We start from the raw sequence: 15,923 nt of genomic DNA on the forward strand, positions 1-15,923 counted from the left end.
CATGTCGACACAACAAAACGCTCCGTTGCCCGAGGGGTGGCTCGTGGAGGGCTACCGCATCGTCGATCTGCTCGCCAAAGGGGGGTTTTCCTTCGTCTATCGCGCGCGCGATCGCGAGGGGAAGACGGTGGCGATCAAGGAGTATCTGCCGCATACCCTGGCGCGACGGGAAGAGGGTGAGATCGAGCCGGAGATCCTGCCCGATTGTGAGCGGGCTTTTCTCTTCGGGCTGAAGTGCTTTTTCGAAGAGGGGCGGTCGCTCGCGCGCATCAACCACCCCAACGTGATCCGGGTGCTCAACTTTTTTCGCGCGAACCAGACCGTCTACATGGTGATGCAGTACGAGGAGGGGCGCACGCTCTTGCAGTACATCCGCCAGAAAAAGGGTGGGCTGCGCGAGAGTTTCATCCGGGCGATGGGATTGCGGGTGCTCTCGGGGTTGCGCGAGGTGCATACGCACAAGCTGCTGCACCTCGACTTGAAGCCGGCCAACATCTACCTGCGCCGTAACGGCGATCCGGTGTTGATCGACTTCGGCTCGGCGCGCCAGAGCTTGTCGTCCGACCAGGAATGGGTGCGTACGATGTTTACTCCTGGGTATGCGCCCCCCGAGCAACTCACCGGCAAGCGTGAGCTCATTGGGCCGTGGACCGATCTCTACAGTTTCGGGGCCACGCTCTATACCTGTGTCACCGGGCAAGCGCCGCCGCGGGCGGAGGCGCGGCAGGAGAAGGATGATCTGCCGCAGCGCATCGAACCCTATCGGGAGCACTATACGCCGGAGTTGATCGATCTCATCGTCGACCTGATGCAGCTCGATCCCGAGAAACGACCGCAGAGTGCCTATGCGGTGCAGAAGGTGCTGTCGGCCTACGTGCCGTTCTTGGTGGCCGCCACCGAGTATCGCTCGCTGATGCCGTCTCTTCCTGAAGGAGTCGACCGATGAAATTCTCCATCCATCAGGCCACGAGCGTGGGTGGAAGGCCGGTGAACGAGGATCGGGTAGGGTATGCCTATTCGCGCGAGGCGCTCCTCATGGTGCTCTCCGACGGCATGGGAGGGCACGCAGCCGGCGAAGTGGCGGCCCAGATCACGTTGCAGAGTCTCATCCAGGCGTTCCGGTTATCGGCCAAGCCGCGCGTCGAGGATCCCTTGAGTTTCCTGTCGCAGGCGATCATCAATGCGCACTATGCCATCCTGGAATACGCTCGGGTGAATCACATCGAGGGGAATCCCCGGGCGACGGTCGTTACCTGCCTCGTGCAGGAAGGGGGCTATGCCTGGTGGGCGCACGTGGGCGATTCTCGGCTCTATCACCTCCGTGGCGGCAAGGTGCTCACGCGCACGATCGACCATTCGCACGCACAGCTCCTGATCGAGCAAGGGGTGCTCAGCGAAGCCCAATTGCGCACGCACGAGAGCCGTAACCGCCTCTATTGCTCGCTCGGCGGGGAAACCTTGCCGCACATCGACTTCGGCCGCCGGACGGTGCTGCAGCCGGGGGACGTGATCGCCCTGTGTTCCGACGGGTTGTGGGGGGTGCTCGACGACGAGGAGATCGCCGAGCGTCTCGCGCGCGGGCCGCTCATGAGGGTGGTGCCCGAGTTGGTGGAGCAGGCGGAAATGGAGGCGGGGCCCAGCTCGGACAACGTCTCGCTCATTGCCATGCGCTGGGAGGAGGGCGAGCCTGCCTTGGCGCCGGATACGGTATCCACCGAGACCATGGCGCTCGACCAGGTGACGACGGCTTTTTCCCTGCCGCAGCAGCCGCCGAGTTTCCCGGCGGAACCCCTCGACAACGAGGAGATCGAACGGGCGATCCGCGAGATCAACGAGACGATCCAGAAATTCAAGGGATGAGGCATGAGGCATGATGGCAGGCGCACCGACGAACTGCGTCCGGTGCGCATCGAACGGGGGTTTACGGAATACGCCGAAGGCTCGGTGCTGGTGTCGTTTGGGCGCACGCGGGTGCTGTGCACCGCGAGCGTGGAAGAATCCGTGCCGCCTTTTCTCAAAGGGACGGGGCAGGGCTGGGTGACGGCCGAATACGGAATGCTACCGCGGGCCACGCATACGCGCACGCCGCGCGAGGCGGCCAAAGGGAAACAAGGCGGGCGCACGCTGGAGATCCAGCGCCTGATCGGGCGTTCGCTGCGCGCGGTGGTGGATCTGGCGGCGCTCGGGGAGCGGCAGATCGTGCTCGATTGCGATGTGCTGCAGGCCGACGGCGGTACGCGCACGGCGGCGATCACGGGGGCCTGGGTGGCGCTTGCCGATGCGTGCGATGCGCTGGTGGCGCGAGGGGTACTCTCAGCTTCCCCCGTGCGCGACCAGGTGGCAGCGGTGTCGGTGGGGCTCGTGGGAGGAGAGGTACTGCTCGACCTCGATTACGCCGAGGATTCCACCTGCGACACCGACATGAACGTGGTGATGACCGGCGCGGGCGGTTTCGTCGAATTGCAGGGCACGGCCGAGCATGGGGCATTCGACCGGAGTGCGCTTGAGGCGATGCTTGCACTCGCCGAGAAAGGTATCGGCGAGTTGCTCGCCGTCCAGCGGGAGAGCCGGGCGTGAGTTCGGGCAAGTGGCGGGTGGTGCTCGCGAGCAACAACGCGAAGAAGGCGGCCGAGCTCGAGGCGCTGCTCGCGCCGCTCGGTTGGGAGGTGCTGGCGCAAGGGGCGCTGGGTATTCCGGAGGCCGAGGAACCGTACCCCACTTTTTTGGAGAATGCGCTCGCCAAGGCGCGGCATGCGGCGGCCGCCTCCGGTCTGCCGGCGATCGCCGACGACTCGGGCCTGGCGGTGCCGGCGCTCGGCGGGGCGCCCGGGGTGCGCTCGGCGCGCTTCGCCGGTGAGCCCCGGTCGGATGCGCGCAACAACGCGGCGCTGCTCGCGGCGATGCAGGACCTGGAAGGAGCGGCACGGCGGGCGTTTTTCTATAGCTGCGTGGTCTTTCTGCGCACGGCGGACGATCCTCTGCCGCTCGTGGCCGAGGGACGCTGGTGGGGAGAGATCCTCACGGCACCGCGCGGGGAGGGCGGCTTCGGCTACGATCCGCTCTTCTATCTGCCCGAATGGGGCAAGACCGCGGCCGAGCTCGCCCCCGAGGAGAAGAATCGCCTGAGCCACCGCGGCCGGGCTTTGCGCCGGCTGCGGGCGCGGCTCGCGCGGGAGGGCGCTTGAGCACGCTCGATCCGGCGCGAGTGCCGCTATCGCTTTACGTGCACGTGCCTTGGTGCGTGCGCAAGTGCCCTTACTGCGATTTCAATTCGCATCCGCTCGCGGGCGAGGTGCCGGAGGCGGAATTCCTCGCGGCGCTGGAGGCCGACCTCGAGGCCGAGGCCGGGCGGGCGGGCGGGCGGCCGATCGAGACGGTCTTCTTTGGCGGCGGCACACCGAGCCTGCTCTCGGCCGAGGCGCTCGCGCGCTTGCTCGAGGCGATCCGGCAGTGCTTGCCGCTCGCGCCAAACGCCGAGGTCACGCTGGAGGCCAATCCCGGCACCTTCGAAGCGGAGCGCTTCGCGGCTTATGCCGCCGCAGGGGTGAACCGGCTCTCGCTGGGGGTGCAGAGTTTCGACGATGCCGCTTTGCGCCGGCTGGGACGCATCCACGACGGCGCCCAGGCGCACGCCGCGCTCGCGGCGGCGGTGCGCACATTCGCGCGCGTCAACGTCGATCTGATGATCGGCCTGCCCGGCCAGAGCCCGGCGGCGGCGCTCGCGGACGTGGAAGCGGCGCTCGCCGGCGGGGCGACGCATCTTTCCTGCTATCAGCTCACGATCGAGCCCAATACCCCTTTTGCCGCTGCGCCCCCGATCTTGCCCGCCGACGAGGAAATGATGGCGATCGAGGAGGCAGTGGAACATCGCCTTACGCGTGCAGGCTTCGTTCATTACGAGGTCTCGGCCTGGGCCCTGCCAGGCGAAGCCTGCCGGCACAACCTCAACTACTGGAGTTTCGGCGATTACTTGGGCGTGGGGCCGGGGGCGCACGGCAAGCTCAGCACGCCCGAGGGTATCGTGCGACGCATGAAGCACAAGCATCCGCGCCGCTATCTCTCCGCCCGCGCGCCCTTCGTACAGGAAGAGACGGCGGTGGCACCCGAGGCGCTGCCCTTCGAGTTCCTCATGAACGCGCTGCGGCTGCGCGCGGGGGTGCCGCGGGAGTGGTTCGCGGCGCGCACGGGTCTTCCCTTGGAGGCGCTCGCACCGCGCTGGGCGCGGCTCGAAGCGCAAGGTCTGGTCGAACCGCTCGCCTGGCGCATCGCCCCTACCGAACGCGGCTGGCGTTTGCTCAACAGCCTGCTCGAGGAATTCTTGCCGTAGAATACGAGGCTTTCCGAGGAGCGTTGCAGCGGCGTCGCGCCGCCAGGCTCGGAGAGAACAACGACGCTCGTGAGGCCCCGGCTGCCGCCAGGCTTCACGGGCGTCTTGCTTTTTGTGGAGGGAAGAGGCATGCAAGCGGACCGGACCGAGGAACTCACGCGCCTGCTGCGCGAGCGCGTGCTGGTGCTCGATGGCGCCATGGGTACCATGATCCAGCAGTATCGGCTCACCGAGGCCGATTTTCGCGGCGAGCGGCTGCAGGATCACCCGGTGGAGCTCAAAGGCGACAACGATCTGCTGGTGCTCACGCGGCCCGAGGTGATCGGGGAGATCCACCGTGCCTATCTGGAAGCCGGGGCGGACGTGATCGAGACCAACACGTTCAACGCCACGCGCACGTCGCAGTCCGACTACGGTCTGGCGCATCTCGCCTACGAGATCAACCGGGAGGCCGCGCGGCTCGCCCGGACGCTCGCCGACGAGTACAGTACGCCGGACAAACCCCGGTTCGTGGCCGGAGTCATCGGTCCGACTTCGAAGACGCTGTCGTTGAGCCCCGACGTGAACGATCCCGGTTTTCGCGCCATCGACTTTGACACGCTCGCGGCCGACTATCTGGAGTCGGCGCGCGCGCTGGTGGAGGGCGGGGCGGATCTGCTGCTCATCGAGACGGTGTTCGATACCTTGAACGCCAAGGCGGCGGTCTTTGCGCTTGAGCGTCTCTTCGAAGAGCATGGCCGGCGCTGGCCGGTGATGATCTCCGGCACCATCACCGATGCGGCCGGGCGCACGCTCTCGGGGCAGACGCCGGAGGCGTTTTGGGCTTCGCTCGCGCACGCGCGTCCGCTCACCTTCGGGCTCAACTGCGCCCTGGGGGCGCGCGAGCTGCGTCCGCACGTGGAGACGCTCGCGCGCATCTGCACCACCTTCGTCTCGGCCCACCCCAACGCGGGGCTGCCCAATCCCCTCTCGCCCACCGGCTACGACGAGACGCCCGAGGCGCTCGCCGCGGAGATCGTCTCCTGGGTCGAGGCGGGTTGGGTGAATCTGGTGGGCGGCTGCTGCGGCACGACCCCGGCGCACATCGCGGCGATCGCACAGGCCGTGGCCGGTCGCGCGCCGCGCCCGCTGCCCCAGGCGAAGCCCGTGATGCGGCTCGCGGGGCTCGATCTCTTCGAGATCGGGCCGGATTCGCTCTTCGTGAACGTGGGCGAGCGCACCAACGTGACCGGCTCGAAGAAGTTCGCCCGCCTCATCCTCGAAGAGAAGTATGACGAGGCGCTGTCGGTGGCGCGCCAGCAGGTCGAATCTGGTGCGCAGATGATCGACGTCAACATGGACGAGGCGATGCTCGATTCCGTCGCGGCGATGACGCGCTTTTTGCGCTTGGTGGCGGTGGAGCCGGATATCGCGCGCGTGCCGGTGATGGTCGATTCTTCCAAGTGGGAGGTGATCGAGGCGGGGCTCAAATGCCTGCAGGGCAAGGGCATCGTCAATTCGATCTCGCTCAAGGAAGGGGAGGCGACGTTCCTCGCGCAGGCGCGGCTCGCGCGGCGCTATGGTGCGGCGGTGCTGGTGATGTGTTTCGATGAGCGCGGTCAGGCGGATACCTTCGCGCGCAAGATCGAGATCGCCGAGCGCGCCTATCGGCTGCTGGTGGCCGACGGGTTTCCGCCCGAGGACATCGTGATCGACCCCAACGTGTTTGCCATCGCCACGGGGATTCCCGAACACGACAACTACGCCGTCGATTTCATCGAGGCGGTGCGCTGGATCCACGGACATCTGCCGCACGCCAAGACGAGCGGCGGCATCTCCAACGTCTCGTTCTCCTTTCGCGGCAACGAGACCGTGCGCGCAGCCATCCACACGGTCTTCCTTTATCACGCCATCCGTGCCGGACTCACCATGGGCATCGTCAATGCCGGGCAGCTGGGCATCTACGACGAGCTGGAGCCGCGGCTGCGCAAGCTCGTGGAGGACGTGGTGCTCAACCGCCGCCCCGGGGCGGCCGAGGAGCTGGTGGCCTACGCCCAGACCCTGCAGACGGGCGAGGCCAAGGCGGAAGCAGTGCAGGAATGGCGCTCCTGGCCGGTGGAAAAGCGTCTGGAGCATGCACTCGTCAAGGGCATCACCGAGCACGTGGTCGAGGACACCGAGGAGCTGCGCGCGCGCTTTGCCGTCGAAGGCAAGGGGCCGCTCGCGGTGATCGAAGGGCCGCTCATGGCCGGCATGAACGTGGTGGGAGATCTCTTCGGTGCGGGCAAGATGTTCCTGCCGCAGGTGGTGAAGTCCGCCCGGGTGATGAAACTGGCGGTGGCGCACCTGCTGCCCTACATCGAGGCGGAGAAGGCGAAGACGGGCGGGCATACCAAAGGGCGCCTCGTGCTCGCCACGGTGAAGGGGGACGTGCACGACATCGGCAAGAACATCGTGGGCGTGGTGCTCGCCTGCAACGGCTACGAGGTGCACGACCTGGGCGTGATGGTGCCGTGCGAGAAGATCCTCGCCGCGGCGCGTGAACTGAAGGCGGATGCGATCGGGCTCTCCGGCCTCATCACTCCCTCGCTCGAGGAGATGGCGCACGTGGCCGCCGAGATGCAGCGGCAGGGCTTCACGGTGCCGCTCTTGATCGGCGGGGCGACGACGAGTCGCACCCACACGGCGGTGAAGATCGCGCCGCACTACGAGGGGCCGGTGGTGTACGTGCCCGATGCCTCGCGGGCGGTGGGGGTGGTCTCGGCGCTGCTCTCGCCCGGCGAGCGTGAGGCGTACGTCGCCCAGGTGCGGGAGGACTACGCGCGCGTGCGCGAACGCCATGCCGCCAAGACCGGCTACACCCTGCTGCCGCTGGAGGCCGCGCGTGCCAACGCGTTTCGCACCGACTGGACGGCCTACACCCCGCCGCGCCCGCGCCGCTTGGGGGTATTCGCCGAGGAGGTGCCGCTCGGGCGACTCGTGCCCTACATCGACTGGGGGCCGTTTTTCCAGACCTGGGATCTGGCCGGGCGTTTCCCGCAAATCCTGGAAGACCCGGTGGTGGGCGAGACGGCGCGCCAGGTCTATGGCGAGGCGCGCGCCCTGCTGGAGGTGCTCGTGCGCGAAGGGTGGCTGAAGGCGCGCGCGGTGTGGGGGCTCTTCCCGGCGGCGAGCCTGGGTGACGACATCGAGATCTACACCGACGAATCGCGCCATGCGCTCGCCATGGTGTGGAACGGTCTGCGGCAGCAGCATGAGCGCCCACCGGGGCAGCCAAACCTGTGCCTGGCCGATTTCATCGCCCCGAAGGAGACGGGGGTGCCGGACTGGATCGGGGCGTTTGCCGTGACCGCGGGGCATGGCATCGAGGAGAAACTGGCCGAGTACGAGGCGGCGCACGACGACTACCACGCCATCTTGCTGAAGGCGCTCGCCGACCGGCTGGCAGAAGCCTGCGCCGAGTGGTTGCACGAGCGGGTGCGGCGGGAAGACTGGGGCTACGCGCCCGAGGAGCGGCTCTCGCCCGAGGAGCTGGTGGCCGAGCGCTACCGCGGCATCCGCCCGGCGCCGGGCTATCCGGCCTGCCCCGATCACACGGTGAAGGGCGACTTGTTCGCGCTGCTCGATGCGCCCGCGCGTGCCGGCATGACGCTCACCGAGCACTATGCCATGCGCCCGGCCGCGAGCGTGGCCGGGTTCTACTTCAGCCACCCCGAGTCGCGCTACTTCGCCATTCCCAAGATCGGGGAAGATCAACTCGCCGACTGGGCGCGGCGGCGCGGCATGGCGCCCGAGGAGGCGCGGCGCTGGCTCGCGCCCATTTTGTAGAGGTCAGCCGCGGTACGGTAGGGTGAGCGCGAGCGTCTGCAGGCGAGCGATGAGTTCGCGCTGCAGGGCGGTGACTTCCTCGCGCAATTCGAGGGATGGGGCGCCGGCGTTCGCCGCAGTGACCAGTTTTTGCGCCGCGCGGTGCATCGTTTCGTGCGTGTGCACGATGGCGGAGAATTCGGCCTGGGTGCCCAGGATCTCCCGTCCTTCACCGTCGAGCCAGCGGCCGAAGTCGCAGCGGTGCGGATCGAGCTGCGGGGGTGGTGTCGCGATGCCGTCGCGGAGGTGGTATTCGAGTCGGGCGAACCAGTGGCGGTGGCACAGCTCGAAGCGCGTCATCTGCCGGCACAGGGGGTTGGCCAAGGTATCGCGCCAGCGCGCCCATTGCGGCGGTTGCTGCCAGCGTAGCGCCCAGTTGGTGAAGTCGGCTTGCGGCATGGGGTGGGCGATGCCATAGCCCTGGGCGACGTCGGCACCGAGTCGCAAGAGGTATTCGCCGTGCTCGAGCGTTTCCACCCCTTCGGCGACACAGTGCAGGTCGAAGGTGCGGGCGAGTTCGAGCACGGCCTCGACGATGCGATAGTCGTCGGTCTCGTCGAGCAGATGGATGACGAAAGTCTGGTCGATCTTGATCGAATGGGCCGGTACGCGCTTGAGGTAGGCGAGCGAAGAGTAGCCGCTGCCGAAATCGTCGATCGCCAGGCGTACCCCCAATGATCGGCATTGGATCATCAACTGCTCGATGCCCAGGCCGGCGTCGAGCGCGCTCGATTCGACGATTTCCAGCTCCAGCCGTTGCGGCGCGGCATCGGGATAGCGTTTGAGCCGTTCCTCGAGCTGACGAGGGAAAGTCGGATCGAGCAGTTGGCGCGGCGCGACGTTGACCGAGACGAGCCATTGCCGTCCTTGGCGCGTCCAGTCGGTGAGCTGCGCCAACGCCCGCTCGAGCACCCAGTTGCCAAGCCGCACGATTGCCTCGTCGTTCTCGATCGCTGGGATGAATGCACCGGGAGCGAGGAGTCCTCGCGTGGGATGCCGCCAGCGCACCAGGGCTTCCGCGCCTTCGATGCGTCCGCTCGCCAGCTCCACGCGCGGCTGCAGATAGAGCCGCAATTCTTCCCGTTCGATGCCCTCGATCACCGCCTGGCTCAGGGAGCGACGCGCCTGCTGCTCGCGGTCGAGTTTGGCGTCGAACCGGCAATAGCGATTTTTGCCGGCCTGCTTTGCCTGATAGAGGGCGAGATCGGCGTGGCGCAGCAGCACTTCGGGGTCGGCGTCGTCTTCGGGGTAGATGGTGACGCCGATGCTGGTGGTGAGCTGCAGCAGTTCGTCGCCGTACTTGATCGGCATGCGGGTGACAGAGAGCATGCGCTCCACGATCGGCACCCAGGCTTCGGCCGAAGGGAGATCGGTGATCACGGCGACGAACTCGTCACCGCCGATGCGCGCGAGCGTGTCGGTCTCGCGCAGCGCCCCTTGTAGGCGTCGGGCAGTGAGCCGCAACACGTCATCGCCGACGTCGTGGCCGCAGCGGTCGTTGATCGGCTTGAAACCGTCCAGGTCGAGGTAGGCTACCGCCACCGCGGTACCGTGGCGCCGGGCGGCGGCGAGCGCCTGCGCCAGGCGGTCGTTGAGGAGCACCCGATTGGGTAGCCCCGTGAGTTCGTCGTGGTAGGCCAGGCGTTCGAGCATCTGCTGCTGTGCCTTGAGCGCCGTGATGTCCTGCATCGCTGCGACGTAGCGGATCGGTCGGTGCCGTTCGTCGTACACGGTGGAGATGGTAAGCAGCGTCGGCAGCGGCTGACCAGATTTGGTCTGGTTCCACACTTCGCCGTGCCAGCTGCCGCTCGCCCGCAGCGTGGCCCACATCGCGTCGTAGAAAGCCTGGTCGTGCCGATTCGAGCGCCACGGCGCGATCGGCTTGCCGATCACTTCCTCGCGTGAAAAACCGGTCATGCGCAGCAGAGCATCGTTGACTTCCAGGATCATGAGATCGGTATCGGTGACCACCACGCCCTCGGCGAGGGCGTGGAAGACGCTGGCGGCGATGCGCTGGGATTCTTCCAGCTGCACGGCATCGGTGACGTCGCGCACCAGCCCGGCGATACGCCGGATCCGGGCGCTTTCCACGTCGCTGTCGACGGCGCGGGCCCAGGTCTCGATCCAGCGCCAGCCGCCGTCGGCGTGACGGATGCGGTAGCGCAGGTCCACGTTGGGACGTGTGCGGTTGATGTGTTCGACGACTGCCTTATGCACTCGCTCCCGATCCTCGGGATGGATCATCGCCACCCATTCTTCGAGCGGCACGTCGATCGGGCGCTCGCCGGGTAGGCCGAGAATGCGCTGGCTCCGGGGGCAGAAGGTGGCGATGCGCTGCTCCACGTCCCACAGGATGCGGCCGAGTCCCGCTCCCTCGAGGGCGAGTTCGAGCTCCTCGGCCAGCTGCCGCGTCCGATGCTGGGCGCGCCGCAGCCGCAGATAGGCCGCCCCGAGCAGCACGAGCAGCAGTCCCAGGCCGATCACCGCGCCGCCGAGAATCTCGCGGCGCGCCGCCTCGGTACGGCGCAGCGCCTCCGTGCGCTCGGCCACGAGCTCCTCGAGCCGGTTCTGGTAGCGCTCCAGTTCGGTCTGCAGGAGACTCGCCCGTGTCTCGGGCAGGACCAGCGAGAGCAGATAGGTGCGCCCGTCGATCTGTACCGGACTCGAGTAGACTTCGGTGGCGACGATCCGTCCCGAGGCGAGACGGTGAGGAAAGACGAAGAAATTGCGCCGCTGACGGCGCGCCTCGTCCATCTCGCGCTGCACTTCCTCGGGCGAGAGTTGGTTGATCTCTTGGATCGTCATGCCGCCGAGCAGCCGCTCGACGGGATAGCCGTAGAAGGCGATCGCGGCCTCGTTCGCATCGAGGATGCGCCCATCGTCTGGCGCGATGAGGAGCGCCGGTACGGCATGTTGCCGCAGAGGGTCTGGCAGCTGCTGCGCCCAGATCGGGCGCAGCGAGAAGAGCATCGCTGGCAGAATCACGCATCGGACGAGGCAGCGGCGCAGCCGCGAGCACATCGCATCCCGGGATGGCCTCAGGCGGCGGCCGGTCATCGTCCCCTCTCCCCCATGCTTTTTTCCATTATAGGCTAGGGAGAACGGGGGCCGGCGTGCCCGAGCACCCTCTTCAAAGATGCGGAGAGGGGAGGTTACTCGCCGGTTGCGGTCTGTTTCGTCTCCTGGGAAGCCGCAGCGTTTGCGGCGGCCACGATCGGTTCACCCTCGAATTCGCGGCTGCCGCCGAGCGCCTTGTAGAGTTGGGCCGCGGCCGAGAGCAGCTGCCGGCGGGTGGAGATCACCGCCTGTGAGGCCTGGTAGGCGTCGCGCTGCGCGTCGAGCACTTCGAGGAAACTCGTGATGCCCTCGCGGTAGCGCGCCTCGGTAAGGGCGAGGCGTTGCTGCTGGGTGCGTTCGAGCATCATTTGGGCGTCGAGCTGGCGGGCGATGCGCTCGCGCGCCGAGAGGAGGTCAGCCACCTCGCGGAAGGCCTGCTGGATGGTGCTCTCGTACTGCGCCACGGCGATGTTCTTGCGCACCACTGCCAAGTCCAGGTTCGCCTGGGTGCGGCCCGCGTCGAAAATCGGCTGGGTGAGCATCGGCTGGAAGGTCCAGGCGGCGCTGCCCGCATCGAAAAGTCCACTGAAGGCGGCACTGGCGGTGCCGAGCATGCCGGTGAGGGTGATGCGGGGGAAGAAAGCGGCGCGCGCCGCGCCGATGTTGGCGTTGGCGGCGATGAGCTGGCGCTCGGCGGCGCGCACGTCCGGGCGGCGCAGAAGGACTTCGGAGGGGACGTTGACGGCGAAATTGCCGATCAGGTCCTGCTCGCGCAGGCTGCGCCCTTGAGGCCAGTCGCTGCGGTCGGTACCGATCACCAGGCGCAGGTAGTTTTCGGCGGCCACGCGCTGCTGGTCGAGCTGCTCGACGGCCACACGCGCGGTCTCGTAGGAGCCGCGTGCCTGCAGGTAGTCGAGTTCGGAAGCGACGCCGACGTTGCGCCGCTCGCCGACCAGATTGAGCATGTCGGCACGCGTGCGCAGGGTCTCTTTGGCGAGCATCAGGCTCTCTTCGGCCTCCTTGAGGGAGAGGTAGGCGTTGGCCACGTCCGAGATCAGCGAGAGGCGGAAGGCGCGCTGCGCTTCGTCGGTGGCGAGGTACTGCTGGCGGGCGGCTTCGGTGAGGCTCGCCACCCGTCCCCAGAAGTCGAGCTCGAAGGAGAGGAGATTCGCTCCGACGTCGTATTGGTGCTGCACCATGGACCGCCCTGTGGATGAGAGGTCGTGCGGCACCCGCTGGGCGGCCTCGGAGGCGCTCGCCCCGATGTTGGGGAATCGGTCGGCGCGCTGGATGCGGTACTGGGCGCGTGCCTCTTCGACGCGGGCTACCGCCACGCGCAGGTCGCGGTTGTTCTCCAGCGCGGCGGCGATGAGCGCCTGCATGCGCGGGTCGGGGAAGTATTCCTGCCAGGGCATGTCGGCGATGTCGCGTTCGCCGCGGGGGTCGACCGAAGCCGGCCACTGGTCGCTCACGGGGGGCGCGGGCCGGAAATAGTCGGGCATCATCGAGCAGCCGCCGGCGGCGAGAAGCAGCGCGAGCGCGAGCGGGGAGGAACGAAGCTTACGCATGTTGGGACTCCTGGGCGGCAGCAGCGGGTTTGCCGGGGAAGAAGCGCCGCACCACCACGAAAAAGATCGGGACGAGGAAGACGGCGAGCACGGTGGCGCTGATCATGCCGCCCATGACGCCGGTGCCGATGGCGTGACGTCCCTGGGCGCCGGCGCCGGTGGAGATGGCCAGCGGCAGCACCCCGACGATGAAGGCGATCGAGGTCATGAGGATCGGACGGAAGCGCAGCCGAGCCGCTTCGGAGGCAGCCTCCAGCAGGCTCTTGCCGCTTTCCTGCAGTTCCTTGGCGAACTCGATGATGAGGATGGCGTTCTTCGCGGAGAGCCCGATGATGGCCACCAGGCCGACCTTGAAGTAGACGTCGTTGGCGAGCCCGCGCAGGTGGACCGCGAGCAAGGCGCCGAACACCCCCAGCGGAACCACCAGCAGCACGGCGAAGGGGATCGACCAGCTCTCGTAGAGCGCCGCCAGGCACAGGAAGACGACGATGAGCGAGATGGAGAAGAGCATCGGCGCCTGCGAGCCGGAGAGGTTCTCTTCGAACGAAGTGGTCGACCATTCATAGCCAATGCCGACCGGGAGCTTTTCGGCGATCTCGACCATCGCTTGCATCGCCTCGCCGCTCGACACGCCAGGAGCCGGCAGGCCGGTGAGCTTGACCGAGGGGAGACCGTTGTAGTGGTCGAGCCGTGGCGGACCGATGAGCCAGCGCGTCTTGACGAGCTCGGAGAGCTTGACCATGCCGCCCTGGTTGTTGCGCACCGGCACCTGCAGCATCTCTTCGGGCGTCATTCGCGTCATCGGATCGGCCTGCATCTGCACCCGCAGGATGCGCCCCTGGCGCTCGAAGTCGTTGATGTAGGCCACGCCGAACATCGCCTGCAGCGTCTGGTTGAGCACGGCGGAAGAGACGCCCAGCGTTTCGGCCTTGTCACGGTCGATGTCGAGCATCAGTTGCGGCCCGGGCGGCATACCTTCCATGCGCACGTTGTAGAGCCGCTTGTCCTGGGCCGCCAGCTGCAGAGCCTGGTCCTTGACCTCATAGAGCGTGGTGCGACCGAGCCCGGCGCGGTCCTGCAACCGGAAGTCGAAACCGCCGATGGATGCCATCTCCGGGATGGCCGGCGGGTTGATGGCGAAGACGATCGCTTCTTTCAGAGGGAAGAAGGCGCGGTTGGCCTTGAGGATGAGCGCCTGCGCGGCGGATTCGGGCGCCTTGCGTTCGCTCCAGTCCTTGAGCCGGGTGAAGACGAGGCCGGCGTTCTGACCGCGACCGAAGAAAGAGAAACCGACGATGCCGATGGTATTCTTCACCTCGGGCTGCGAGAGGTAGTACTTCTCGACCTGTGAGACGATTTCTTGGGTACGTTCTTGCGTTGCGCCCGGCGGCAGCTGCACCATGGTGATGAAGTAGCCTTGGTCTTCGTCGGGCAGGAAGCCGGTGGGCAGCTTGGTGAAGAGCCAGCCGGTGGCGGCAATGATGATCAAATAGAGGATCATCAGGCGCCAGGGACGGGTGAGGAGCTGGCGCACCGTGGCGACATAGCCGGTGGTGGTGGCGAGAAAGCCCCGGTTGAACCAGCCGAAGAATCCCCGCTCGCCATGCCCTTCGGCGTGCGGCTTGAGGATCGATGCGCACAGCGCCGGGGTGAGGGTGAGCGCCATGAGGGCCGAGAAGAGCATGGAGAGCACGAGCGTGACCGAGAACTGGCGATAGATCACGCCCACCGACCCCGGGAAGAAGGCCATGGGGATGAAGACCGAGGTGAGCACCAGCGTGATGCCGATGATGGCCCCCACGATCTGGGACATCGCCTTGTGCGCCGCCTCGCGTGGCGGGAGCTTGTCCTCGGCCATGACCCGCTCGACGTTTTCCACCACCACGATGGCGTCGTCGACCACGATCCCGATCGCGAGCACCATGGCAAAGAGCGTGAGCACGTTGATGGAGTAGCCCAGCATCCACAGTCCAACCGTGGCGCCCACGAGCGACACCGGCACGACGATGGTCGGGATGATGGTGGCGCGCAGGTTGCCGAGGAAGAGGTACATCACGATGAAGACGAGCACCACGGCTTCGAAGAGGGTATGTACCACTTCGTTGATCGAGACGTTGATGAACGGCGTGGTGTCGTACGGGACGGTCCAGTCGATCCCGGGCGGAAAGTACTTGGCGAGCTGCTCCACTTGGGCCCGCACCCGTTGGGCCGTCTCGAGCGCGTTGTAGCCCGGGGCGAGCTTGATGCCGATGGCGGCGTTGGGCTGGCCGTTGAGGCGAGAGTAGATGTTGTAATCCTGGGCGCCGAGTTCGACGCGGGCGACATCCTTCACCCGGACGATGGAGCCGTCCGGCTGGGCACGCACCACGATCTCACCGAACTCTTCCGGCGTTTTCAGCCGGCCGCGCGTGACGATGGTGGCGGCGTATTCCATGCCGGGCATGGCAGGAGGCGCATTGACTTCGCCCACCGGCAGCAGCACGTTTTGGGCCGCGACGGCATTGACGACGTCGCCCGTGGTGAGGTGGTAGCTGTCGAGCTTGGCCGGCGACACCCACAGCCGCATGGAGTATTCCGAGCCGAAGAGTGTGGCATCGCCCACGCCCGGGACGCGCAGGACGGGATCGAGCACGTTGGCGGCGGCAAAGCTCGCGAGGTCGACGTAGTTGAGCGAATTGTCCGGCGAGAAGAGCGAGACGAACATGAGATAGTTGCGCCGCGCCTTCTTCACGCTATAGCCCAGGCGGCGCACGTCGTCCGGCAGCCGGGCCTCGATCTGCTTGATGCGGTTCTGCGCCTCCACCGAAGCGATGTCGAGGTCGGTACCCGGCCAGAAGGTGAGGTTGATCGTGGCCTGCCCCAGCTCCGATTGGGAGTCCATGTAGATGAGGTGTTCGATGCCGTTCATCTGCTCTTCGATGAGCGTGACGACGGTTTGCTCGATCACGTCGGCCGAGGCACCGGGATAGGAGGCAGAGATGACGAGTGCCGGTGCGGCTACCTCCGGGTACTGGGCGATCGGCAATGAACGTAGCGCCAGACTGCCGGCGAGCAGGATCACCAGGGCGATGACCCAGGAGAAGACCGGTCGGTCGATGAAATAATTGACGGACATGGTTCAGCCC

Annotated in this window: 9 protein-coding genes and 1 riboswitch; of the genes, 6 read left to right on the plus strand and 3 right to left on the minus strand. The window is 66.8% G+C overall.

The window, feature by feature from the left end; translation table 11 throughout:
* Window position 1: 1 nt before the first annotated feature.
* The 6 genes from H607_RS11225 to metH all read left to right on the plus strand — a co-directional run bounded on the left by H607_RS11225 (window position 2) and on the right by metH (window position 8,134).
* Entirely contained in the window at window positions 2–946 is a 945-nt protein-coding gene (locus H607_RS11225; RefSeq protein ID WP_083961865.1) for a serine/threonine protein kinase, read from the plus strand.
* A complete protein-coding gene (locus H607_RS0101685) occupies window positions 943–1,860 on the plus strand; it encodes a PP2C family protein-serine/threonine phosphatase (RefSeq protein ID WP_028873996.1) in 918 nt (305 codons plus the stop codon). Before H607_RS11225 ends, H607_RS0101685 begins: the two co-directional genes overlap by 4 nt.
* Before the next feature lie 3 nt (window positions 1,861–1,863).
* Window positions 1,864–2,577, plus strand: coding sequence for a ribonuclease PH (rph, locus tag H607_RS0101690; protein WP_028873997.1), 714 nt, complete (start codon window positions 1,864–1,866; stop codon window positions 2,575–2,577).
* Window positions 2,574–3,185 carry an RdgB/HAM1 family non-canonical purine NTP pyrophosphatase gene (gene rdgB, locus H607_RS0101695; protein WP_028873998.1) on the plus strand — a complete coding sequence of 204 codons (612 nt, stop codon included), beginning with the start codon at window positions 2,574–2,576 and terminating at the stop codon, window positions 3,183–3,185. The genes rph and rdgB overlap by 4 nt, the downstream gene beginning before the upstream one ends.
* The gene (gene hemW / locus H607_RS0101700) at window positions 3,182–4,327 is read left to right on the plus strand and encodes a radical SAM family heme chaperone HemW (RefSeq protein WP_028873999.1); all 1,146 of its coding nucleotides are present in this window, start codon (window positions 3,182–3,184) and stop codon (window positions 4,325–4,327) included. Before rdgB ends, hemW begins: the two co-directional genes overlap by 4 nt.
* A gap of 9 nt (window positions 4,328–4,336) precedes the next feature.
* Window positions 4,337–4,403, plus strand: a riboswitch (S-adenosyl-L-homocysteine riboswitch).
* 53 nt (window positions 4,404–4,456) lie between these two features.
* The gene (gene metH / locus H607_RS0101705) at window positions 4,457–8,134 is read left to right on the plus strand and encodes a methionine synthase (protein ID WP_028874000.1); all 3,678 of its coding nucleotides are present in this window, start codon (window positions 4,457–4,459) and stop codon (window positions 8,132–8,134) included.
* Between the two features lie 3 nt (window positions 8,135–8,137).
* Here the strand turns inward: metH and H607_RS11230 are convergent, their stop codons facing one another.
* From H607_RS11230 to H607_RS0101720, 3 genes are all read right to left on the minus strand, one after another.
* Window positions 8,138–11,230: an EAL domain-containing protein gene (locus H607_RS11230; RefSeq protein WP_083961867.1), complete on the minus strand. Its 3,093-nt coding sequence runs from the start codon at window positions 11,228–11,230 to the stop codon at window positions 8,138–8,140.
* 95 nt (window positions 11,231–11,325) lie between these two features.
* Window positions 11,326–12,798, minus strand: coding sequence for an efflux transporter outer membrane subunit (locus H607_RS11235; RefSeq protein WP_083961868.1), 1,473 nt, complete (start codon window positions 12,796–12,798; stop codon window positions 11,326–11,328).
* Window positions 12,791–15,913: an efflux RND transporter permease subunit gene (locus H607_RS0101720; RefSeq protein ID WP_028874001.1), complete on the minus strand. Its 3,123-nt coding sequence runs from the start codon at window positions 15,911–15,913 to the stop codon at window positions 12,791–12,793. Before H607_RS0101720 ends, H607_RS11235 begins: the two co-directional genes overlap by 8 nt.
* Between the last annotated feature and the right edge of the window lie 10 nt (window positions 15,914–15,923).

The organism is Tepidiphilus margaritifer DSM 15129 (genome assembly GCF_000425565.1).
In the GTDB taxonomy this organism is placed as follows: domain Bacteria; phylum Pseudomonadota; class Gammaproteobacteria; order Burkholderiales; family Rhodocyclaceae; genus Tepidiphilus; species Tepidiphilus margaritifer.

Excerpts from the sequence above, each read along its gene's own strand:
- H607_RS11225 (WP_083961865.1), top strand. The coding sequence starts at position 2 with ATGTCGACACAACAAAACGCTCCGTTGCCCGAGGGGTGGCTCGTGGAG.
- H607_RS0101685 (WP_028873996.1), top strand. The coding sequence starts at position 943 with ATGAAATTCTCCATCCATCAGGCCACGAGCGTGGGTGGAAGGCCGGTG.
- rph (WP_028873997.1), top strand. The coding sequence starts at position 1,864 with ATGAGGCATGATGGCAGGCGCACCGACGAACTGCGTCCGGTGCGCATC.
- metH (WP_028874000.1), top strand. The coding sequence starts at position 4,457 with ATGCAAGCGGACCGGACCGAGGAACTCACGCGCCTGCTGCGCGAGCGC.
- H607_RS11230 (WP_083961867.1), bottom strand. The coding sequence starts at position 11,230 with ATGACCGGCCGCCGCCTGAGGCCATCCCGGGATGCGATGTGCTCGCGG.
- H607_RS11235 (WP_083961868.1), bottom strand. The coding sequence starts at position 12,798 with ATGCGTAAGCTTCGTTCCTCCCCGCTCGCGCTCGCGCTGCTTCTCGCC.
- H607_RS0101720 (WP_028874001.1), bottom strand. The coding sequence starts at position 15,913 with ATGTCCGTCAATTATTTCATCGACCGACCGGTCTTCTCCTGGGTCATC.